The organism is Lachnoanaerobaculum sp. MSX33 (genome assembly GCF_000512995.1).
In the GTDB taxonomy this organism is placed as follows: domain Bacteria; phylum Bacillota; class Clostridia; order Lachnospirales; family Lachnospiraceae; genus Lachnoanaerobaculum.
On the sequence record NZ_AZXX01000025.1, the window covers coordinates 22,224 to 45,501 of the forward strand.

At 37.1% G+C, this 23,278-nt stretch carries 19 protein-coding genes and 2 tRNA genes; 2 read left to right on the forward strand and 19 right to left on the reverse strand.

All coding sequences use genetic code 11. From position 1 onward, the window contains the following. Positions 1-99: 99 nt before the first annotated feature. The 10 genes from HMPREF1495_RS02485 to HMPREF1495_RS02530 all read right to left on the reverse strand — a co-directional run bounded on the left by HMPREF1495_RS02485 (position 100) and on the right by HMPREF1495_RS02530 (position 11,586). Positions 100-1,245, reverse strand: coding sequence for a cation diffusion facilitator family transporter (locus HMPREF1495_RS02485; protein ID WP_034211768.1), 1,146 nt, complete (start codon positions 1,243-1,245; stop codon positions 100-102). 160 nt (positions 1,246-1,405) lie between these two features. After that, positions 1,406-2,161, reverse strand: coding sequence for an aminoglycoside phosphotransferase family protein (locus HMPREF1495_RS02490; protein WP_034211769.1), 756 nt, complete (start codon positions 2,159-2,161; stop codon positions 1,406-1,408). A gap of 73 nt (positions 2,162-2,234) precedes the next feature. Further along, positions 2,235-4,835 (reverse strand): bifunctional acetaldehyde-CoA/alcohol dehydrogenase, encoded by a 2,601-nt coding sequence (adhE, locus tag HMPREF1495_RS02495; protein ID WP_034211770.1) that lies wholly within the window; start codon positions 4,833-4,835, stop codon positions 2,235-2,237. A 313-nt stretch (positions 4,836-5,148) separates the two neighbouring features. Next, a complete protein-coding gene (locus tag HMPREF1495_RS02500) occupies positions 5,149-5,691 on the reverse strand; it encodes a ClbS/DfsB family four-helix bundle protein (RefSeq protein WP_007595900.1) in 543 nt (180 codons plus the stop codon). A 12-nt stretch (positions 5,692-5,703) separates the two neighbouring features. Further along, positions 5,704-6,318 (reverse strand): GyrI-like domain-containing protein, encoded by a 615-nt coding sequence (locus tag HMPREF1495_RS02505; protein ID WP_034211771.1) that lies wholly within the window; start codon positions 6,316-6,318, stop codon positions 5,704-5,706. A gap of 63 nt (positions 6,319-6,381) precedes the next feature. Then, the gene (locus HMPREF1495_RS02510) at positions 6,382-7,281 is read right to left on the reverse strand and encodes a helix-turn-helix transcriptional regulator (protein WP_034211773.1); all 900 of its coding nucleotides are present in this window, start codon (positions 7,279-7,281) and stop codon (positions 6,382-6,384) included. Positions 7,282-7,552: 271 nt separating this feature from the next. After that, a complete protein-coding gene (locus tag HMPREF1495_RS02515) occupies positions 7,553-8,584 on the reverse strand; it encodes a sugar kinase (protein WP_034211775.1) in 1,032 nt (343 codons plus the stop codon). Positions 8,585-8,608: 24 nt separating this feature from the next. Further along, on the reverse strand, positions 8,609-9,259 hold the full coding sequence (locus tag HMPREF1495_RS02520) for a bifunctional 2-keto-4-hydroxyglutarate aldolase/2-keto-3-deoxy-6-phosphogluconate aldolase (protein ID WP_009663817.1): 651 nt from the start codon (positions 9,257-9,259) through the stop codon (positions 8,609-8,611). A 93-nt stretch (positions 9,260-9,352) separates the two neighbouring features. Continuing rightward, positions 9,353-10,108: an IclR family transcriptional regulator gene (locus tag HMPREF1495_RS02525; protein WP_034211778.1), complete on the reverse strand. Its 756-nt coding sequence runs from the start codon at positions 10,106-10,108 to the stop codon at positions 9,353-9,355. Next, on the reverse strand, positions 10,108-11,586 hold the full coding sequence (locus HMPREF1495_RS02530; RefSeq protein WP_034211780.1) for a UxaA family hydrolase: 1,479 nt from the start codon (positions 11,584-11,586) through the stop codon (positions 10,108-10,110). Before HMPREF1495_RS02530 ends, HMPREF1495_RS02525 begins: the two co-directional genes overlap by 1 nt. Before the next feature lie 158 nt (positions 11,587-11,744). Here HMPREF1495_RS02530 and HMPREF1495_RS02535 point away from each other — a divergent pair, with 158 nt between their 5' ends. Next, positions 11,745-12,752 carry a LacI family DNA-binding transcriptional regulator gene (locus HMPREF1495_RS02535; protein ID WP_034211782.1) on the forward strand — a complete coding sequence of 336 codons (1,008 nt, stop codon included), beginning with the start codon at positions 11,745-11,747 and terminating at the stop codon, positions 12,750-12,752. An 89-nt stretch (positions 12,753-12,841) separates the two neighbouring features. Further along, the gene (gene uxaC, locus HMPREF1495_RS02540) at positions 12,842-14,245 is read left to right on the forward strand and encodes a glucuronate isomerase (protein ID WP_034211784.1); all 1,404 of its coding nucleotides are present in this window, start codon (positions 12,842-12,844) and stop codon (positions 14,243-14,245) included. A gap of 141 nt (positions 14,246-14,386) precedes the next feature. Here uxaC and HMPREF1495_RS02545 read toward each other — a convergent pair. From HMPREF1495_RS02545 to gpmI, 9 genes are all read right to left on the reverse strand, one after another. Beyond that, a tRNA-Met gene (locus HMPREF1495_RS02545) sits at positions 14,387-14,460 on the reverse strand. Between the two features lie 31 nt (positions 14,461-14,491). Beyond that, positions 14,492-14,564, reverse strand: a tRNA-Val gene (locus HMPREF1495_RS02550). 122 nt (positions 14,565-14,686) lie between these two features. Further along, complete coding sequence (locus HMPREF1495_RS02555; protein WP_034211785.1) at positions 14,687-15,706, reverse strand: glycosyltransferase family 2 protein; 1,020 nt, start codon at positions 15,704-15,706, stop codon at positions 14,687-14,689. Beyond that, positions 15,706-16,494, reverse strand: coding sequence for a CPBP family intramembrane glutamic endopeptidase (locus tag HMPREF1495_RS02560; protein WP_034211787.1), 789 nt, complete (start codon positions 16,492-16,494; stop codon positions 15,706-15,708). Before HMPREF1495_RS02560 ends, HMPREF1495_RS02555 begins: the two co-directional genes overlap by 1 nt. A 105-nt stretch (positions 16,495-16,599) precedes the next feature. Then, positions 16,600-17,778, reverse strand: a complete 1,179-nt coding sequence (locus HMPREF1495_RS02565) for an ABC transporter permease (RefSeq protein WP_034211789.1) — start codon at positions 17,776-17,778, stop codon at positions 16,600-16,602. Beyond that, positions 17,762-18,466, reverse strand: a complete 705-nt coding sequence (locus HMPREF1495_RS02570; RefSeq protein ID WP_034211791.1) for an ABC transporter ATP-binding protein — start codon at positions 18,464-18,466, stop codon at positions 17,762-17,764. Before HMPREF1495_RS02570 ends, HMPREF1495_RS02565 begins: the two co-directional genes overlap by 17 nt. Then, positions 18,466-20,202 (reverse strand): efflux RND transporter periplasmic adaptor subunit, encoded by a 1,737-nt coding sequence (locus HMPREF1495_RS02575; RefSeq protein ID WP_034211793.1) that lies wholly within the window; start codon positions 20,200-20,202, stop codon positions 18,466-18,468. Before HMPREF1495_RS02575 ends, HMPREF1495_RS02570 begins: the two co-directional genes overlap by 1 nt. A gap of 11 nt (positions 20,203-20,213) precedes the next feature. Further along, positions 20,214-21,320: an S-layer homology domain-containing protein gene (locus HMPREF1495_RS02580; RefSeq protein WP_034211795.1), complete on the reverse strand. Its 1,107-nt coding sequence runs from the start codon at positions 21,318-21,320 to the stop codon at positions 20,214-20,216. Between the two features lie 303 nt (positions 21,321-21,623). Further along, positions 21,624-23,159, reverse strand: coding sequence for a 2,3-bisphosphoglycerate-independent phosphoglycerate mutase (gpmI, locus tag HMPREF1495_RS02585; RefSeq protein ID WP_034211798.1), 1,536 nt, complete (start codon positions 23,157-23,159; stop codon positions 21,624-21,626). Positions 23,160-23,278: the final 119 nt, after the last annotated feature.

Here is a 23,278-nt window from a genome sequence, read left to right on the forward strand (position 1 = left end):
TTTAAGTACTTTATTAGATACAAGCCACAGAATAAAATTTTTACTTTTTCAATTTAATATACATTTGTCGATTTTTTGCTATATTAACTGATTACTATTCTATTCTCCGGCAAATTCCGTATCTATATTTACATGTATTTCATACTCCGGAAATTCCTCTTTCAAAATTATGTTCACGTTTTCTATAACGGTTTCGGATTTAATATCAAAGTCTCTTGTAATATCACAATAAATTGTACTGTCTTTTTCATCTATAACTATTCCATGATAGTTAATGATATGCCTCTCATTTTCCTTGTAGTTTTTCAGTATTGATTTTATCTTTATATATTTCTCATCATTTACATCTACAGAATAAAATCCGAATACAAGAAAAACATTATATTTATTGTAAATCTTTGTCTGAGCCTCATGTAAAATAGGATACATCTCACCTATACTTCTTTTATCTTCTATTTCCACATTTATAGAGCCTGTATAAAAATCAGGGCCATAGTCGTTTAGTATAAGATCGAAGCAATTTATAACACCTTCCGTATTTCTTGCTATCTCCTTTATCCCCCTTACCATCTCACCGTCAACTCTCTCTCCGAGTATTTTCTTTACTGTATCCGACAATACCTCATATGCAGTCTTTAAAATAAATATCGAAATAATAACACCGGCAATACCGTCTACAGAAATTTTTGTAAACATATATATAAATGTGGATATCAGAGTTACCAAAGACACTACAGCATCATTTTTTGCATCAGCACCTGATGCAATCAATGCACCCGAATTATATTTTTTACCGCTGTTTTCAGTGAAAGTACCAAGAACAATTTTAGCAACAATTGTTGTAATAATTATTATTGCAGTTACAATACTCGCATTCATCTCTTCTCTGTTAAAAACAGCCTTTATTGAACTTATAAGAGATTGAAAACCGGTAATAAATACGATACCTCCAATCAAAAGACTTGTCAGATACTCCGTTCTTCCATGTCCGAAAGGATGTTGCTTATCAGGTGCCTTACCTGCAAGTTTTGTACCTATTATAGTAATAAGTGATGATGATGAGTCCGTAATATTATTTAAAGCATCACTTACAAGAGCAATTGAGCCTGAAAGTATTCCAAGCACCGCCTTTAACGCTCCCAGTAACAGATTTGTTACTATACCTGTTATGGATACACCTATAATTCTTTTTCTTCTTTCATTTGCATCCATTTTGAAATTGGATGAATTTATATCTTCACTCATTTTTCTTAGATGTTTACACATCTTCTCCTTTCTTTATATGAAGGTACATTATACATTAAAAAAAGATTGTACGCAATTGTAAATTGTATACAATCTCTTTTTATATTGAATTTGGAACATCCTGTTATTATAACAGAATGGGGTTAGTATTGATTTTTACCTAAACATAATCTACAACATCAATGTATTGCATCAAGAGTTCCTTCTCCGCCTCTATATGCTTTGATAATCTCTGTGCAGCCACTATGGAGAGCCATCTTTGTACATACTGCTTTGCCGTATCCGACTTTTCACAGTAAATATCCATGTACATATCTGCAAGATTCTTATCTGTAAGAGCAAATAAGAGATAGGTATTTGCCGCATCTCCGGCAGCATTACCCTGAGTGGCATGTGACCAGTCAATTATTGAAACTTCACCGTCTTCTCCTATAAGCACATTACTTGGGTTGAAATCTCCATGACATATTTTTGTATGCTTTTTCATTCCGTCAAGCCTTGTTAAAAGCTCATACCTGATGGTTGCATTGAGATCCTTTAACTCATTTATCTGTCTGCCGAACTTAAGGTTCATTCTGTTAAGCAGCGGTGATGATTTTGAATGAATATCAAGCTGTATATCCACAAACATCTCCATATACTTTCTTGTATTTTCCTTGTCGGACTCCATGATCTCTTTTAAAGTCTTACCGTTTTTCTTAAGCATTACTATTGCCCATCCGCCGTCCATTTCTTCTACAGCGAGCACCTTCGGAACATTAAGACCTGTCTCTTCTATTCTTGCCTGATTCAGTGCCTCGTTAAATACATCAGATTTCGGATGGTCACCGCTGAACGCCTTAATAATGCAATCGTCGGTTTCATATACTTTCTTATGCGGTCTCTCTAAAATAAGCTTTTTATTTATCAAATCCATACTTTTTTACAGATGTATAATACATCCGTCTCCTTTCTAAAATTAAGTCTAATACAATACGCTCAAATTTATATTATCTACCGTAATAAGCGTCCAAATACAGCTCTTTGATCTCGCTTATAAGCGGATATCTCGGATTTGCCGGAGTACATTGATCATTAAATGCCTGCTCGCTCATCTCATCCAATGTGTCCAAGAAGTATTTTTCCTCTACACCATAAAGTGCTATAGTCTCTTTTACTCCTATAATTTTCTTTAATTCCTCTATTTTAATTATAAAGTTTTCAAATATCTCATCATCATTTTTTCCTGTTACGCCACAGTATTTAGCAGCCTCTACATATCTTGCTTTTGCCTTAGGATACTCATACTGTGAGAATGTTCCCATCTTTGTAGGTGCATCTACCGCATTATATCTCATTACTCTTGTAAGAATAACGGCATTTGCAAGACCGTGTGCTATATGGTGGAATGCACCGAGCTTATGTGCCATTGAATGGTTTATACCAAGGAATGCATTTGCAAAAGCCATACCTGCAAGACATGAAGCATCCGCCATCTTCTCTCTTGCAATCGGGTCTGCACTTCCGTTTTCATATGCTGAAGGAAGGTAATCAAACACAAGTTTCATCGCTCTTAATGCAAGTCCGTCTGTATAATCTGTAGCCATTATTGATACATATGCCTCAAGAGCATGTGTCAGTACGTCAATTCCTGATGCGGCTGTAAGTCCCTTAGGCTGATCCATCATATTGTCAACATCCACTATCGCCATATTCGGAAGAATCTCGTAGTCTGCTATAGGCCACTTTATTCCTGTATCCTTATCTGTAATTATGGCAAAAGGAGTAACCTCACTACCTGTACCTGATGATGTAGGAACAGCAACAAAGTATGCCTTCTCACCCATCTTAGGGAACTTATATACTCTCTTTCTGATATCCATAAAGTCCATTGCCATGTCTTCAAAGTTAACTTCAGGATGCTCATACATAACCCACATTATCTTTGCGGCATCCATAGCAGAACCTCCACCAAGCGCTATAATTACATCCGGCTCAAATGAAGCCATTGCCTTTACACCCTCTCTTGCACACTGAAGTGTAGGATCCGGTGTTACATCATAAAAGCAAGTATGTCTTATACCCATCTCATCAAGTTTCTTTGTAATAACATCTGTATATCCGTTCTTATAAAGGAATGTATCTGTTACTATAAACGCTCTTTTCTTATGCATTACATTTCCAAGCTCATCAAGCGCTACAGGCAGACAACCTCTCTTAAAGTATACCTTTTCAGGAGTTCTAAGCCACAACATGTTCTCTCTCCTTTGTGCTACAGTTTTTATATTTATAAGATGCTTTACGCCTACATTCTCTGAAACAGAGTTTCCACCCCATGAACCGCAACCTAAAGTAAGTGAAGGTGCAAGCTTGAAGTTATACAAATCACCGATACCGCCATGAGCCGCAGGAGTATTTACAAGTATTCTGCAAGTTTTCATTGCACTTTCATGAATAGCAAGTTTTTCCTTCTCATTTACATCTATATAAATAGCTGATGTATGTCCGTAACCACCGTCTGCAACAAGTCTTTCAGCCTTAGCTATAGCCTCATCAAATGTCTTTGCATTATACATTGCAAGTACAGGTGAAAGCTTTTCATGAGCAAACTCTTCGCTTATATCAACAGACTCCACCTCACCGATAAGTATCTTTGTACTTTCAGGTACGCTTACACCTGCCATTTCCGCAATTTTAAATGCAGACTGTCCAACGATCTTGGCATTTAGTGATCCGCCTACAATAATAGTCTTTCTTACCTTATTAAGCTCGTCCTTCTTCAGAAAATAACAACCTCTGTATGCAAACTCTTTTTTTACTTCATTATATATACTCTCCATTACGGTAACAGACTGCTCCGAAGCACAAATCATTCCGTTATCAAAAGTCTTTGAATGTATTATTGAGTTTACAGCCATCTTAATGTCAGCTGTTTCATCAATGATAACCGGAGTATTTCCCGCACCTACACCTATTGCAGGCTTACCTGATGAGTAAGCTGATTTAACCATTCCCGGACCGCCTGTCGCAAGTATAATATCAGCCTCATGCATTACTTCATTTGTAAGTTCAAGTGAAGGTACATCTATCCAACCTATAATGTTCTTTGGAGCGCCCGCTTTTACAGCTGTTTCCAACAGAAATTTAGCTGTATAGTTTGTGCAATCCTTTGCTCTTGGGTGTGGACTTATTATAATGGCATTTCTTGTCTTAAGTGCCAAAAGGATTTTAAATATAGCTGTCGATGTAGGGTTTGTTGTTGGAATAACAGCCGCTATAACACCTATAGGCTCGGCAATTTTTCTTATACCGAAAATATTGTCCTCTTCAATCACTCCGCATGTCTTAGTGTCCTTATATGCATTGTAAATATACTCTGCAGCATAGTGGTTTTTGATAACCTTATCTTCCAAAACTCCCATTCCGGTCTCTTCTACCGCCATCTTCGCAAGCGAGAATCTCTCTTTATTGGCAGCCATAGCTACCTCATAGAATATTTTATCAACCTGTTCCTGAGAATAGGTCGCAAATTCTCTCTGAGCTTCTCTCAGCTCTTTCATCCTGATACTTAAGTTATCGATATTATCCACAATAAAATTCTTATCTGCCATATTTCCTCCGACATAATAAAATGAATATTTCGTTATTTTTTTAACACAGTTAGATAATACTATATTGTTATTTTTTTGTCAATATGATATTTCAAACTTTTCGAAAAAAGCGAAGATGACTTTTCAAACGGTCATACATTAAGTTTTGAGGAGTCCATGAAACGTCTTCGAGAGGGATTAAATGATGGAACATTATAGACTTATTGTTTCAGAAAATTATCACCGTGATATAAAAAATATATTACATTATATTTCTGTATCATTTACATATAACTTTTACTTTTGTAAAATGCACTTTACTATCCTATTCCAATTATTTTTGATTCACATTTTTCTGGTGCGCTTTAATCTTTTTTATTGCCCAATCATAATGGCTTGCAGTTGCACTTACAAAGTATGAACCAAGCGCACTTCCCCCGACCCATTTATAAACACCTTTTGAAAAGAGTTCTTCATTTGTAAATTTTTCAGCTAACGCTAATACATCACTATGTGATTTATGAACCATTTTAATTGCGTCTTCAAGAGAAGTATTTTGATGTTTCTTCCAAAATTCCACATTCATATCTCCATAAGTTTTCCAGTTATACGGTTCAGGCAAAAATGGTTTTTCTTCTCCCTTTTGATTGGAATGTACCCAATTCAAAATAAGCTGATGCCATTCATAGAGATGGATTAAAACATCTCTTAAGTTTTTATCTCTTTTCCAATGAGCTTCTTTTTTCTTTTCATCTTTTGAAAAATCAAACGGTGTGTTTAACTCTTCCTCTGTCATCTTTGAAATAAGTAAATTTAGCTTTTCATAGTTTTCCTTAGCAGCAGTCATTAAATCATTTTTTGTCGTTGGTCTTGGCATAACAAATTCCCCCTATTTCACTGAATATCTTAATATGGTTTTTTGTTTTTCTTCTGTTGTTCTGTTTTTATTACTTAAGTATATTTCTTTATGAAAATCACCTATTCTTCTAAGATTAAGTTTTCTTGCAAATTCATTAAGCCGTTCAAATGATTTTGGCTCATCATCATAACTTCCGGCATGTAAAATCTGAATGGATTTACCTTCTTCTATTTCTCTAAAACTTATCTCATCATACAATGCATTAGTCTTTTTCTTTTTTATATTCTCAAGTGCCTTTGTGAATATTTCTTGTGTAATAAAATCAGGTTGTTTAATCATCAATGTGTATTCCAGTTTATTTTTATCAAGCTCTTCTCCATTTACTTTTTTCCAAAATCCCTCTAGTGGATATACCATAAAATCTGTAATCTTGTCATCAGTTTTATTTTTCATTGTATTTTTAAACAACATTTTAATGGCATAAGCAAGAGAATATAATGCGGATATTCTATCTGAAAAATCTACTTCATTCGGATTGCCTTTACCTTTTACCAAAACAAATTTTTGCTTTGGCACTTCTACAATGACAGGTTTTTGCTTTACGCCATAAAGATTCTTTTCTTGTTTTCTCCACTCATATTTCATTATCAGGTCCTCCCTTTACATCTGGTTAATTTTATTATACAGGAGGATACTTGACACCATTTGTCATATTATATATTTTTCTGCCATTTTATTTATCATTTCTTTAATCTGCATTCGTATCTCTTTCGGTTCTAATACTTCCGCTCCATCTCCGAAAGAAAAAATATAATTGTATAGGTTATAGTCATTCGTTATTTCTATTTCTGAATATAAATTTCCATCATTATCTTCTATGATTTCTCCGTTTATCTCATCATATACTCGAAAAGCAACTTTACGATCAAACTTAACTTTTATATGCACCGTGTTCTCGTGTGGCATTTCTTTCTTGAGAATTGTATCTTCAAAGCTGTCATCAAACTTTTCAGTATGGATTTCTAAATTCTTTATACGGGACAATTTGAAATATCTAAAATCATTTCTAAGTAAACAGAAAGCATATAGATACCAGTCCTGACTCTTGAAAAGTAGTCTAACGGGTTTAACTCTTCTACTTGTTTCTTTTTCATTACTGCTAAAATATGTGAATGAAATAATGTTTTTACTTAAAATTGCAGATTTAATATCATTAAACGTTTGTTCATACAGCTTATTGTTTTGCCAATTATTAAAATCAACCTCTATCCAACCGGTATTTTTCATTTTAAAGAGTGCGGAAAGTTTTGTTAAAAGCTCATTCTCATGCTGTATTGCGGTATTATCCAATCCTTGAAGAGCTGACATAATTTGTTGTTTCTCGTTTTCAGACAGTAGTGATTTACTAAGAACAAAATCCTCAGCAATTTCTATTCCACCACCCTTTCCTTGCAACGCATAAACGGGAATACCTGCACTACTGATAGAGTCAATATCTCTATAAATTGTTCTGACTGATACCTCAAATTTATCAGCAAGTTCGCTTGCTGTAACTTTTCCCTTTTCCAGAATATAATATAGTATCCTAAACAGCCTATTATCTTTCATCGTCTTAACATCTCCTATAATTATTATATCACAATAACCGGACATGTATTGTCATATTTTCATAAAAACTCTTAATCCTCCGAAGATATACTCTAACCACTTCTCCATTGATTACCTAATCATCATTAAGTAGTACTGAAACTGTAGGGAATATAGTTATTCAACATTAATATATGTCACAGAAGTGACACTAAAAAAGAGAAAGATCCAATAAAAACAGAGCCGGCCACTCGCCGGCTCCTTTTTATAGGAAAATACATATAAACTTTGATTATCTTTGCACTCTACCCGAGCCGTCTCCGCCTGCAAGGCTCTCAACATCTTCTCTTGTTACAAGGTTGAAATCTCCAGGGATTGTATGCTTAAGTGCTGAAGCGGCTACAGCAAATTCAAGTGCCGACTTAAAGTCTTTCTTATCGCAAAGTCCGCAGATAACTCCTGCTGCAAATGAATCACCGCCGCCGACTCTGTCTACGATCGGAGTTACATGGTATTTCTTTGAGTGATAGAACTCTCTTGTGCTTCCGTCCATGATACAAGCAGACCAGTCGTTGTTTGAAGCTGAGAAGCTCTCACGAAGTGAGCTTATAACATATTTAAACTTAAACTGATCACACATCTGATTGAAGATATCCACATATCCGTTAAGCTCAAGTTCTCCTGCTGTAACATCTGTGTTGCCCGGCTTAAATCCAAGAACCTTCTCGGCGTCCTCTTCATTACCGATACATACATCTACATACTGCATAAGATTTGTCATTATTTTCTTTGCTTTCTCTGATGACCAGAGTTTCTTTCTGAAGTTAAGGTCTACAGATACTGTAACTCCGGCCTTCTTGGCAGCCTTAAGAGCAGCCTCTGTAAGCTCTGCCGCACTGTCTGAAACTGCAGGTGTAATACCTGTAAAATGGAACCAATCCGCATCTTTGAAAATCTCATCAAAGTCAAACTCATCCACCTTAGCTGTAGAAATAGAAGAATGTGCTCTGTCATATACTACATTTGAAGCTCTCATCGCTGAACCTGTTTCAAGGAAGTAGATGCCCACTCTCTCACCGCTTCTTGAGATATGCTTTGTTCCGACATTGTACTTGCGAAGAGTTGCAATAGCCGCATCACCTATAGGATTCTTCGGTAATGCACTTACAAAATCCGCTTCATGACCATAGTTTGCAAGTGAAACGGCAACATTTGCCTCACCACCGCCATAATTGATATCAAACTCATCAGCCTGAATAAACTTCTCATTGTTTGGAGTTGATAATCTGAGCATTATCTCTCCCATTGTAACTATCTTTGCCATATTTTCTCCGTTCAAAATAAAATATTACTTTCTTGCCGCCGCTACCGCCTCAACAAACTCCTTTGCCTTTGCTGTTATAGCTGCGAAATCACCTGTAGCCGCACCCTTTGTAAGTGATGAACCTGTACCTACGGCGCATGCTCCGGCCTTTAACCACTTATCTACATTGTCAACGTCCACACCGCCGCTCGGCATGAAATCTCCCTGTGGAAGAGGTCCCTTAAATGAGCTGATCGCACCCGGTCCCACTACATTTCCCGGGAATACCTTTATGATATCACATCCTGCTTCAAGAGCTGTGATAGCCTCTGTAGGTGACATAACACCCGGAAGCATAGGAACTCTGTATCTGTTGCAAAGCTTAATTGTCTCTACATTAAGTCCCGGACTTACAACATAGTTTGCACCTGCCAAAATTACAGCTCTTGCTGTCTCAGGATCAAGTACAGTACCTGCACCGATAACTATCTTTTCATTATTTCTGTACTTTTCAGACATAAACTGTATAAACTCTACAGGATTTCCTTCGTCCATAGTCATAGTAATCTCAATAAAGTTGATTCCGCCTGCAACAATAGCATCTATGACCTTCTCACCCTGCTCTTTGTTCTTTGCACGAACAACGGCAACCAGACAATCTTCTTTCATTCTTGTAAGAACCTGTTCTTTTCTCATTTGAACCTCCATAAATAATATATCAATATTCGTATATACGAATAACAATTCATATTTGCGATATCTTGATTGTAATTAACTTTTTTATCATTGTCAAGGCATAAAACCTAAAGATTTTGATATTTCCAATCCACGTTTTTTTAATATCTCTCCAAGCGCAATATAGTCCTCATCTTTTCTGTAAAGGCTTGAAGCCGAGATAGCTCCTATACACTCTCTTTTTTCGTCAAATATCGGTACACCGACACATTCCATATGCTCCTCAAGTTCTCTCTCATCCAGTGCAAATCCCCTTGCTTTTGATATTTCAATATTCTTTACAAGAGCATCCGCATCTGTAAGAGTGAATCTTGTTACAGGTTTAAAATCAATTTCCTTTGCTATACTTCTTATTTTGTCTTCACTCATAGTAGAGAGTATGGCTTTTCCAAGAGAAGTATTATATACAGGATTCTTGGTACCTATAGTCGCCGTGGTTATTATAGGATTTTCCGGCTCACACTTTGATATATATACTATTTTATTACCTTCCATCACACCGAAAAAGCAGGTCTTTTGCAATTCCTTTGAAAGCTCCTTCAGTGCAGGGGCTATGATTTCAGAAATATTTCTGTTATTTGTATAGCTCATACCTATTCTGTAAGCATTTATACCTATCTTATAAATTCTTTTAACTCCGTCGATTGTTTCAAGCATTCCCATATGAACCAAAGTTACCAGTATGTCATAGCAACTGGTTCTCGGAATGGATAGCTTCTCACAAATCTCATCCATTTCAAGACCTTCTCCGGATTTAGCTATAAGCTGCATTATTTGTATACTTCTTTCAGTGGTCCGATTTATTTTCATTAAAGAGTTACTCCCTGTTTAAAGATTGCAAAATCATGGAATCCCGCAATTTCAGACTTTACTTTCTTTCCGCTTGCCACATCCAGCACCAATTTGAAAAGCTCGTTTGCAAGCTCTTCCTTGGTTTTATCCTCAACCATTCTTCCGGCATTAAAATCTATCCAATTTTCCTTGCCTTTTGCAAGTCTTGAGTTGGTAGCAATCTTTAATGTCGGAACCGGTGAGGCAAAAGGTGTTCCCCTTCCTGTGGTAAAGAGCACTATATGAGCTCCGCTCATTGCAAGCGCCGTAGCGGCAACAAGATCATTTCCCGGTGATGAAAGCAGATTAAGTCCCTTTGTTTTTACGGTATCTCCATAATCAAGTACATCTACCACTTTAGCACTTCCGGACTTCTGTGTACAGCCCAAAGACTTATCTTCCAGCGTGGATATACCTCCTGCCTTATTTCCCGGTGACGGATTCTCATAAATTGTCTGATTATGATTTTTAAAATACATTTTAAAATCATTTATAAGAGCTACAGTCTTTTCAAAAGTCTCCACATCCTTACATCTTTCCATCAAAAGAGTTTCCGCTCCGAACATCTCCGGTACTTCCGTAAGTATTGTGCTTCCTCCCTTTGATATAAGAATATCCGAAAACTCTCCTACTATAGGATTTGCTGTTATTCCGGAAAGTCCGTCAGATCCTCCGCATTTCATCCCGATTATAAGTTCGCTTGCATCTATTTCTTCTCTCTTTTCATCGGCTATATTATTTATAAGCTCTTCTATAAGGGAAAGTCCGGTTTCTATCTCATCTTCAACTTCCTGAGATACCAAAAATTTCACTCTGTTTTCATCTATATCACCGAGATAGTCTTTAAGCAAAGGAATATTTGAATTCTCACAGCCAAGCCCCAGTACAAGTACACCTCCCGCATTAGGATGATTTATCATATCCGCAAGTATATTTCTGGTATTTTCCTGATCGTCACCCATCTGTGAGCAGCCATATGGATGTACAAAAGCTATTACATCTTCCACACTTCCCTTTATAAGTGACTTTGCTCTTCTTTCAATTGCCTGTGCCACATTGTTGACACAGCCTACTGTCGGAATAATCCATATCTCATTTCTAACTCCCACCTTGCCGTTTTTTCTCTTAAATCCGAGGAAGGTTTCATGAGCGGTTTCTTTTATCTCTTTAACCTTTGGAATATATTTATATTCAAGTAAATCACCAAGTGCTGTTTTTATATTATGAGTATGTATCCAGTCACCGGCTTTTATATCCTCTTTTGCAATTCCGATTCTGTTTCCGTACTTTATAACATCCTCACCGGCTTTTATATCCTTAAGTGCCACCTTATGTCCGGCAGGAATTTCACTGTTTGTCTCTACACTTTCGCTTCCGATTGTGATTCTTTCTCCCTTTGGCAATGTATTCAATGCCACACATACATTATCCAAATCATTGATTTTGATATAATCCATTTCCTTTATCTCCTTGCCAAATACTCATATTGAGTTTATAATAAATGTAAGCGTTTACAATCGCATTATACATGGGATTTTTATTCCTTGTCAAGATGGATGTAGATTGTAACGAATGAATTTATAAAGCTTATATTTTTTTATATTACCGGTGAATTATGAATATTTATGATATTGCAAACAGGGCAAATGTCTCCATAGCTACAGTATCAAGAGTTATCAATGACAGCCCGAAGGTCAGTGAAAAGACCAGAAAAAAAATTCATGATATTATGGAGGAGCTTGGCTATACTCCGAATGTATTTGCCAGAGGGCTTGGACTGAACACTATGAAGACCATAGGAATATTATGTTCAAACCCTTCCGATATCTATGTGGCAAGAGCTCTGTCCTATTTTGAGAAAATGCTCAGGGAAAACGGCTATGACTCACTTTTATGTTGCAGCGGCTATGATACAAAGAATCTCAAAAAATATATAAATATACTTATCTCAAAAAGTGTGGATGCCGTTATTATGATAGGTTCAAAATATATATCCGCAAATGACAATAAAAATCTGATAAAAAGTACAGCAAAATCCTTGCCGATATTTTTAATAAACGGATTTTTAGAAGGTGAGAATATATATTGTTCTTATTATGATGATTTTAATGCTACAAAAATAAGCACAAGTATGTTATATAATAGTGGCAAAAGTAATTTGCTCTTTCTTTACAATTCAACATCTCAATCCGCCAAAAGAAAGCTGGACGGGTTTACAGCAGGATGTAAAGAACTGAAAATCAAAAGTGAAAACTATGCAACTCTTTTATGTGAGGAAAATTATATAGAAAATATTACTCTCTCGCTTGAAAAGTTTACCAAAGAGTTTTTTTTACCCGACGGTATAATTGCCTCAGATGATTTTCTAGCGATGACAGCATTAAAATTTGCAAAGCAAAACAGTATTTCGGTTCCTGATGAACTTTCAATAATAGGATATGACAATTCGATTTTTTCAAAAATATCATATCCCGAGCTTACCACTGTTGACTCAAGGCTTTTTGATTTGTGCAGTCACAGTGTAAAAACTCTTTTGGAGGTATTTGACGGACAATTCCCTGAAAACATCTGTATACTTGAGCCGTCTATTATAGAAAGAGATACTTTTAAATCAAAAAATTAATATTCTCAAACTTAATATGCATATGACTACTGTAAATGTAGTTATTTATAAATTTTACTTTATACAGCCGTTTGGCTAAGGAGGTTAACATGAAGAATTTTATGGATCAGGATTTCTTACTTGATACACAAACAGCAAAACATCTTTATCATGACTATGCCGGGAAGATGCCGATAGTTGACTATCACTGTCATATAAATCCACAGGAGATTTATGAGGATAAAAAATTTGATAATATCACTCAGGTATGGCTTGGCGGCGATCATTACAAGTGGCGTCAGATAAGATCAAACGGTGTGGATGAAAAGCTTATAACAGGTAGTGAATCATCTGACAGAGAAAAGTTTGATGCATGGGCCGCTACATTGCCGAAGCTTATAGGTAATCCGCTTTATCATTGGTCACATCTTGAGCTTCAAAAGTATTTCGGCTTTAAAGGTCATCTAAATCCTGAAAGCGCTGATGAGGTTTGGAATCTCACAAAAGAAAAACTTGCCACAGATGAATTAAGTGTAAGAAATATTATCAGAAATTCAAATGTTAAGGTTATATGTACTACAGACGATCCTATAGATTCTCTTGAATGGCATATCAAACTTAGAGAGATCAAAGACCTTGGATTTAAAGTGCTTCCGGCATGGAGACCTGATAAGGCTACAAATATTGAAAAGCCTGATTTTGCACAATATATTGCAAAGCTCTCCGAAGTAAGCGGTGTATCTGTAAAAGACTTTGCCTCTCTTAAGGAAGCATTGAAGAACAGATTGGAGTTTTTCCATAACAACGGTTGCTCCGTATCAGATCACGGTGTTGACTTTGTATACTATGCTCCTGCAAGTGAGAACGAAGTTGATGCTATATTAAAGAAAAGACTTGCAGGCGAGGACGTAAGTCTTACAGAGCAGTACAAGTTTAAAACTGCACTCTTACTGGCACTCGGAAAAGAATATCATAGATTGAACTGGGTAATGCAGCTTCACTTCGGTTGTAAGAGAAACAACAACACTGCAATGTTCAATAAACTCGGTCCTGATACAGGATTTGATGCTATAAGCGGATATGCTCCTGCAGATCAGCTGGCAGACTTCCTTAATGCTTTAAATGTAACAGGTGAACTTCCAAAGACAATACTTTATTCCCTTAATCCGAATGATGATGCCGCTATCGGTACAATAATCGGATGCTTCCAGGATTCAAGTATCGCAGGAAAAGTTCAGCAGGGTTCTGCATGGTGGTTCAACGATCACTACGAAGGCATGAGAGCTCAGATGAAGTCTTTGGCCGCACTTGGTTGCTTAGGAAACTTTAACGGTATGCTTACAGACTCACGTTCATTCCTTTCATATACAAGACATGAGTACTTCAGAAGAATACTCTGCCAGCTTATAGGTGAATGGGTTGAAAGCGGTCAGTATCCGAATGATGAGAAAGCTTTAAAAGAACTTGTAGAGAATATTTCATATAATAATGTAATGAGATATTTTGAGTTTTAATAATTGATTTTTATATAAAACAGTCCCAAACTCCCGTTCGTGAGTTCGGGACTGTTTTTTTCTGTGCCCTCAAAAATCAAGCCCACAACACTTGACATCAAAACAAATAAAAAAGTCTGACCGAAGTCAGACATAAGTAAATAGCGACGGGGAGATTCGAACTCTCGACACTACGGGTATGAACCGTATGCTCTAGCCAACTGAGCTACGTCGCCATATGATTGTATTCATGCTTAACATGAAAAATGGGACCTACAGGGCTCGAACCTGTGACCCTCTGCTTGTAAGGCAGATGCTCTCCCAGCTGAGCTAAGATCCCGTCACGTTTAACGCTATGTAAGTATATAAAATAATACTCCTAATGTCAAGCATTATTTTATTTTTTTATAAAAAAAATGCATCCGAATTTTAAAGCAACAATCCGGATGCAAGTTTTTATATTTAGTTAAATCCATACAGCTTATTTGCAATCTTATATCCGGCTACGGCAATACCTTTTCCCACTTTGCCTGGCAGATTCATAGTCTGACCGAGAACACCATATCGTATTCTCCTATAAAGTCTTGGATTGTGGTCCTTCAGATAATCCCAAAGCTCTTTCTTCTTTTGCATATTTTCCTCACTCTTTGAGCGTATTGCAAGTATGGAGGAAATAACCATCATTATCTCAAGATAGCTTATAAGATACTTTCTAAGCTTTTTATTTGCAACATCATAAGGATCGAATGAATCAAGCATGATTTTAGTAACTCTTATCTGCTGATCTATTCTTCCGATCATTACCTGCTCATTTACAGATTGATCCTCTCTTCCGATATAGTATCTGTAAAGATTTACATCCATATAATAAATATCCTTTACCGCCTTCAAAGGCTGATATACAAAGATATTATCCACATAGAATGTATGCTTCGGAAGGTCAAGTTTATTCTCTATAAGAAGCTCTCTTTTGTATATTACGGAGTGCATAAGAATATACTGCCCTGTATGGAAAGGCTTGATATCCTCCCATTCAAACTTCTTGTTTATAGGTAAGTTTCTCTTATAAGTCATTACCTTTTTCTTCTTTGCACCGTCTTTATCATAGACAAAGTTGCAAAGAAGCATATCAATATTTTCCTTATCTCTTATAAACTCTTTGAGCTTATTGAGTACTTCCAAAAATGACTTTTCATCCAAATAATCATCTGAATCCACCACTTTAAAAAACTCGCCTGTAGCGGCTCTAAGTCCAAACATCACGGCATCACCATGACCTCCGTTTTCCTTGTGGATTGCTTTGCAGATATTAGGATATTTTTTCTCATACTCATCCGCTATTTCAGCTGTATTGTCCTTAGATGAGCCGTCATTTACTATCAATATCTCTACATCTTCCTTACCTACCAGCAAAGAATCAATGCACTTTCTCATATATGCCGCCGAATTAAAGCATGGCACCGCTATACTCAAAACTTTCATTACTCAACCTTTCTGTTTATAAAATATATTGTACCTATTAAAGCAAATATTATACTGATTGCCACAGTTACCAACAAAATCCCTATATTTTCTTCATTCTCACCCAACTTGGCATAAATTGAAACAATTGTATTTCCACTCATATGTATGAATATAGGAATTAAAATACTCTTTGTTTTGTAATAGGCAAATCCGAGGAATATACCCAGAAGTGTAGCATATATACCCTGAACTATATTTCCATGGTAAATACCGAATAACAAAGATGATATAAGTAAACCTGCCACGAAATTATATTGATGTTTAATTCTGTTAAAAATCAAACCTCTGAATATTATTTCCTCAACTATCGGTATCAATATTCCGGCACATATTATTGTGACAATAAGCGGATTACTTGTAATCGTATCGCTGACTTCCACAAATGCCGTATCCTTACCTGCCATATTTGTCAATGCTATAACGATATTTAATGCAATTGAAACGCCTGCACCGCCTACAATGGCCATAACAAAATCCATTGCTTTAATTTGACCGCGCTTTTCAATTCTGCCGTTCTTAACATCAATATTGAAAAAGAGACTTAGAACTACAGAAGTAACCACTGCACATATCGCAGTAATAACAAGTGCATTTGCCTTTAAAACATCCATCATCGCATTAAAATCGCGAGCTCCCTCAAGGAAACCAAACAGTACTGCAAGAAACATTCCCAAAGAAGACTGAATGGCCGTATAAATAAGTATAGGATAAAAACTTATCCCAAATGTATAAAAAAATTTCTTCATTACCCTAGTATATCCTATATCAATTAATAATCCAATAAAAATTGTATTAAAATTAATTTATCACAAAAAATGTCCGATATTACCGGACATTTTAAAACAAAAATTTTATTCACTTCTTAGTGCATCTATCGGATTTAGGCTTGCCGCTCTCATAGCCGGCATATATCCGAATATAAGTCCAATTGCTACAGATACGCTGAATGAAATTATAACCGCATTTAAATTGGCAGGTGATGAAATATTCATAAATCTGCCTATAGTAGGGCTGGCAATACAACCCAATACAATTCCCAGCGAACCTCCCAGTGTACTCGTAACCAAAGCCTCTATGACAAACTGTTGCAGTATAACACCTCTTCTGGCTCCAAGCGCTTTTCTGATACCTATTTCTCTCGTTCTCTCAGTAACGGATACCAACATGATGTTCATAACTCCCACACCTGCAACAAGAAGTGAAATACCGGCAATAGCTCCTATAATAGTACTCATAAGTGCAAGCTGTGTATTAATTTCCCCAAGCATCTGACTCATAGATTGAACAAAATATGTTTCTTTTTGAGTATAGATAGTTTTTAGAAAATCCTTTAAAAGCTCCACCGCCTGATTGCTCACCTGAGTATTTACCGTAGCAAAAATATAATAATCAGGTACTGAAGTTCCGTTTAACTGTCCTGCTGTGGAATAAGGCATAAATGCAAAGTCATCACTTCCCCTTGCCGACAACTGTGTTTTATCCTGTCTTTGTACCACACCTACGACAGTAAATGCCGAACCGTTTATCTTTATAGTCTCACCTATCGCAGCTTTCGGTGAACCGAAAAGCTTGCTTGCAACATAATATCCGATTACAACAACTTTTTGTCTGGATACCATGTCCGCATATGATAGGAATCTTCCCTTTTCAAGTTTGTAATTCTTCAATTTACCATAGTATTCACTTACTCCGGAAACTGTAGTAGTGGTAGTTTTTGCACTTCCCACCTTTATTGTTCCGCTTACACTGACCTGTGGTGTCACCTCGGAAAAAATATCTCTATGTTCATTAAAAAAATCATACATCTGATCTACCGACGCCTGTCTTGCAGGCATATTGACCAAATTGACACTGATAGTATTGGCTCCCATGTCCATAAAGGACTTTACCATATTGTTCATATATCCCATCATTACACTGACCAGTATAACGACAGCAGATACACCTATGATAAGTCCGAGCATTGTCAAAAATGATCTCATTTTATTTGCAATAATACTCTTTATTGCCAGTTTAAATGACTGCAGCATACTCTTCACTACTTCCATCAAAATTTATTTTACCGTCAGCTATTCGAATAACTCTCTTTGCCTCAACTGCAATAGAATTGTCATGTGTAATCATAATAACCGTATTTCCCTCTTCATGGATTTTCTTAAAAAAATCCAAAACCTGACGGCTGGTCTTTGAATCCAGGGCACCTGTAGGCTCATCTGCCAAAATCAGTGAAGGATTTGCAGCCAGAGCTCTTGCAATACTCACTCTTTGCTGCTGTCCTCCTGAAAGCTGATTGGGCATCTGCTTTGCCTTTTCGGCAAGTCCCACCTTTTCAAGTGCCTCCATTGCCCTCTTTTCTCTTTCATGATTTGAAACATGCGCATATAAAAGCGGCAGTTCCACATTTTCCAAGAGATTCATTCTGGGCAAAAGATTGTATTGCTGAAAAACAAATCCTATCATCTTATTTCTGATATCGGCAAGTTGATTGTCACTAAGCTTTCCGACATCTTTTCCGCCCAAAAGATATTTACCTGATGTAGGCACGTCCAAAGCCCCTATAATATTCATAAGAGTGGATTTACCGGATCCCGACTTACCCACAATTGCAACAAACTCTCCCTTGTCTATATCAAGAGTTACACCGTCATTGGCACAAACAATCTCATCGCCCATTTTATATTCTTTTCGAATATCTGTCATTTGGATAAGTTTTTCCATTACTCTCCTCCGGCTCCTGCATCGGCACCGCCGGCATCGGCTCCGCCACCGTTCGCTCCTCCGGCTGTATCGGCTCCGCCTCCTTCTGCAGGTGCGCCTTCTCCGCCCATACCGTCCATTCCGTTTGTTCCCGTATCCATACTTGCGCTATCGTCCACATAGACCTCATCACCTTCATTAAGTCCTGATGTGATCTGTACAAAATCCGCATTTATAACTCCGGTAGTTACTGTAACCTCTTTAAAACCTGCGGGGATAAGACCGTCTCCACTTGAAGCCGCACCGCTTGCATCTGCACTTGCACTCTGTGTTGCCGATGTATCTCTTACATAGACCTTATTTCCTCTCATAAGAGCACCTGAAGGTATTGTAAGTGCATCCTTTGCAGACTCAAGTGTAATATATCCGTCCACATTCATTCCCGGTAAAAGATTATAAGTCTCATCAAGTGTTATTGTAACAGGATAGGTTGATACACCGTTTTGGCTTGTACTCTCAAGGCTGATATTGGTAACCGTTCCCGAATATTCCTGATCCGGGAAAGCATCCGACTTTATTCTTACCTTCTGTCCGTTTTGAACCTTTGTAATATCCTTCTCATCCACACTCATTTTAAATGTATATGAGCTCATATCGTAAATAACAGCCATATTGGTAGCCTTGTTGTTTCCGCTTGAGCCCACCTTATCTCCAACCTTATAGTTCTTTGATATAACTTTTCCGGAAATAGGTGATTTAATAGTATACTCGTCATAGGTTTTCTTTGCAGTGTCAACACCCTTTTGTGCCGCATCCACATTTCCCTGTGCGGTATCTACAGCATCCTTATAAGTTTTTAAAAGTTTCTCTGCGGACTCTGCAGTCATCTTAAAAATAGGTGTTCCAACTTCTACATAATCACCTACATTCACCAATACACTTTCTATCTGTACACCTTCAGCCAGGTCTGCACTCATATCAACATTTGTTGTAGCCTCAAAAGTACCGTCTCCTGTAGAAGTAATATTTCCGACTGTAGCATTTGCAGTTGTCTTATCTGTAAGTCCTCCCGGATTACTTACTTCGAACGTAACATTACGAACAAGTCTTCCACCGTCCATTGTCTGATCCATACTTGATACGGAAATTACTTTTCCCTCTATCTGCTCTCCTGTTTCCGTAAGAGTCAAAGTTCCTGTCATTCCCGCCTGAATATTCTGTGCCTCCATACTTAGGAAAGGAATACGAATATTCATCACAGTATCATTATATATGGTGGCAAGCTTTGTACCTCCGCTTATCTTATCTCCTGCCTGAATACTCAACTCCTTGATATAGCCCTTTCTTGTAGAGCGATACAGATTACCGGAAAAATCCGCCTTTGCTTTTGCAAGGTCTTTGTTGGCCGTAGCATATCCGGTATTTGCTTTACTAAGAGAATTATTTGAGGAATTTATATCAGATTCAAGACTTGACTTATCTATTTGATAGAGTACCTGGTCCTTATTAACCATATCACCTATCTCAAAGTCCGCCGAGATAATATCTCCAGATACAAGCGCAGTTATATTATAAGTGTCCTTAGGTGTTATAGTACCTGAAGAGGATATCTCTGAAGAGATATCCTGCTTTGATGCTATTGCTGTAGATACAAATGTACTCTTGTCAATATTTACAGCCTGCCTTGATTTCATAAAGAAAAATCCACCTACGCCAATGGCTATAATTGCAGGTATAATAATAAATTTTTTCTTCATTTTTCCCCTCACTAATCTGCTATATAATCAACTACCGTGTAGCTTACAGATCCATCTTCAGAATTATTTATATCTACGACTAAAGTAACATCATCATTAACCTTGATACTTCCGTAGATAGAGAATGCAAATTGCATATCGCTGTTTGCAATTTTGTATGTTTCTCCGTCTATGGTCACAGATGTAGGTGTAAGTGTAGATGTTGACTCATAGTATATACTCTCAACAGTACCATGTACCGCCTTCTTACCATTTGTAGCATCCGTATTCTCATCATATGCCCAGATAGTCTTTGCAGCTGCCGAATAGTATATTACAAGACCTACATCTGATGATACCATCAGACTCTTGAATCTGTCCGCACCTACGCTGCTTCCGTCAACAAAGAGATTCGCATCCTTATAGTCAAAAGGAACCGCCTGTATCAATTGATTTACAGACTTTACCACCTTAGGTCCCTTAAGTGAATTGTCGGCAAGCTTTAAAGGATTTACTTCCTTATCGCTGTTTAACTCACCTCCGAATACGGTTGCAATATATGCTCCGCCGTCTTTCATATTTGTTTTTAACATATTATAAAAGAGATTTATACAATCTCTTACCTTAAGATTTGAAGTAGGTGTAAGTGATGTAAGGTTCTCATTTAACTCAAGGAAACCGTACTTTGCCATTCTCTTATTGTTTGCATCACCTGCAAAATCACTTGCCTGATATCCGAGTAAAGCAAGTACTCCTCTTACAGCATCATTCAATGTTACATTATCATTAGGCTTGAAGTTTCCGCCTAGATATCCTGTCATATATCCCTGCTCCACAGCCATCTTTATAGCGGAAGCGTTCTCATTATCTTTCGGAACATCATTAAATACCGACACATTGCTTGTCTTTGTAAGTACGGAACGATATGATGAAGCCTGTACAAGCATCTTTGCAAACTCACCTCTTGTGACAAATCTGTCTATATTTCCGCTTACAAAGGTTATACCCGTAAGACCTATTACTTTTTTTCTTAAATCAAAATTTGAACTTTGTGCAAAAGCAGTACCTGCACCAATACTCTGTGTAGCCAATACAGAAGCCAATCCCAATGCTCCCATTTTCATTAATTTACTTCTCATATAACCTCCGTTATCTGCATATTAACGTGCTTAGTATTATATCGCAATCACTCCCATATTCAATAATAATCACGAAATCTTTATATATTTTTTTGCCAATCTTTATCAAGCCCATTGTATCAGCTTAATAATACACATAATACGCTATTTGTTTTTCAAAGTCAATTAACGCTATATGAATTATCTTTGTATATTATTTACGGTTTATTTAATAATGTTGAGAATGATTAGACATCTTATCAGTATTTCTTAAAATTATAAAAAATGCCCAAGGCAAAAACCTTGAGCATTAATAAGACCTATTTACTTTTCAACCAATAAACTCTTTCCTGTCATTACAGCCGGTTTTTGTAATCCCATAAGCTCAATCAGCGTAGGAACTATATCACAAAGTCTTCCGCCTTCTGCCAGAGTGTACTTAGGGTCTGCATTTACCAGAATGAAAGGTACAGGATTTGTAGTATGAGCTGTATGTGGTTCACCTGTCTCTTCATCAACTAAAGTCTCACAGTTTCCGTGGTCCGCACAGATAAACATAACTCCGTTAACTTCCTTGATAGCCTCTACAGTCTTTCCTATACACTCATCAACTGTCTCTACAGCCTTTATAGCCGCACTTTCAACAGCTGTATGACCTACCATGTCAGGGTTTGCAAAGTTGATTATAATAACATCATACTTACCGCTCTTTATAGCGTCTACAAGCTTATCACATACCTCATATGCGCTCATCTGCGGCTTCAAATCATATGTAGCAACATCCTTTGGCGAGTTTACAAGAATTCTGTCTTCACCCTCATTAGGCTCTTCCTTGCCTCCGTTAAAGAAGAATGTAACATGAGCATATTTCTCCGTCTCGGCAATTCTTACCTGCTTCATACCATGCTCCGCTATGAACTCTCCGAATGTATCCTTTATCTCTTCCTTCTCAAAAGCAACAAGCTTGTTACCTATGCTCTCATCATAATCTGTAAAGCATACAAATGTGGTATCAAGTCTCTTTCCTCTGTTAAAGCCGTCAAAATCGTCTACACAGAATACTCTTGTCATTTCTCTTGCTCTGTCAGGTCTGAAGTTAAAGAAGATAACCGAATCTTTATCCTTAATAGTCTTTGCACCGTCATTATCTACAGAGAAAGGTACCACAAACTCATCATTCTTACCTTCATCATATGACTCCTGTATTCCCTCTGTAGCACTCTTTTTTAAGTTTCCACCCTTAGTCATAATAGAATAAGCGGCTTCAACTCTGTCCCATCTGTTATCTCTATCCATTGCGTAGAAACGTCCCATTACGGAAGCTACCTTTCCTACACCGATTTTAGCCATCTCTTTTTCAAGCTCGGCTACAAATTCCTTTCCTGATGTAGGAGGTGTATCTCTACCGTCAAGGAAGGCATGAACATAAACTTCTTTTAATCCGTTTCTCTTTGCAAGCTCCAACAATCCGTAAATATGTGTATTATGGCTGTGAACACCTCCGCTTGAAACAAGTCCCATTAAATGAAGTGCGCTGTTATTCTTCTTTGCATTGTCAACTGCCGCAAGAAGCGCCTTGTTCTCAAAGAAATCCCCATCCTCTATAGCCTTTGATATTCTTGTAAGCTCCTGATATATAATTCTTCCTGCACCCATATTCATATGGCCTACCTCAGAGTTGCCCATCTGACCGTCAGGAAGACCTACAAAAAGTCCGCTTGCCTGTCCTTCTACAAAAGGATACTCCTTCATCAGACTGCACAGATTAGGTGTATTTGCCTCAAACACCGCATTGTGATCATGTCCTTTTCTAAGTCCTAAACCGTCCATTATACATAATACTACAGGTCTTTTTTCCATATATACCTCGTTTTCTATCAAACAGTTTATATCTGTTTGAATAAATGCTATTAATCAGGCAGCCCGGCACCATACCGAAACTGCGTATTATTTTCAAATTCGATTTGATTTTACATTAA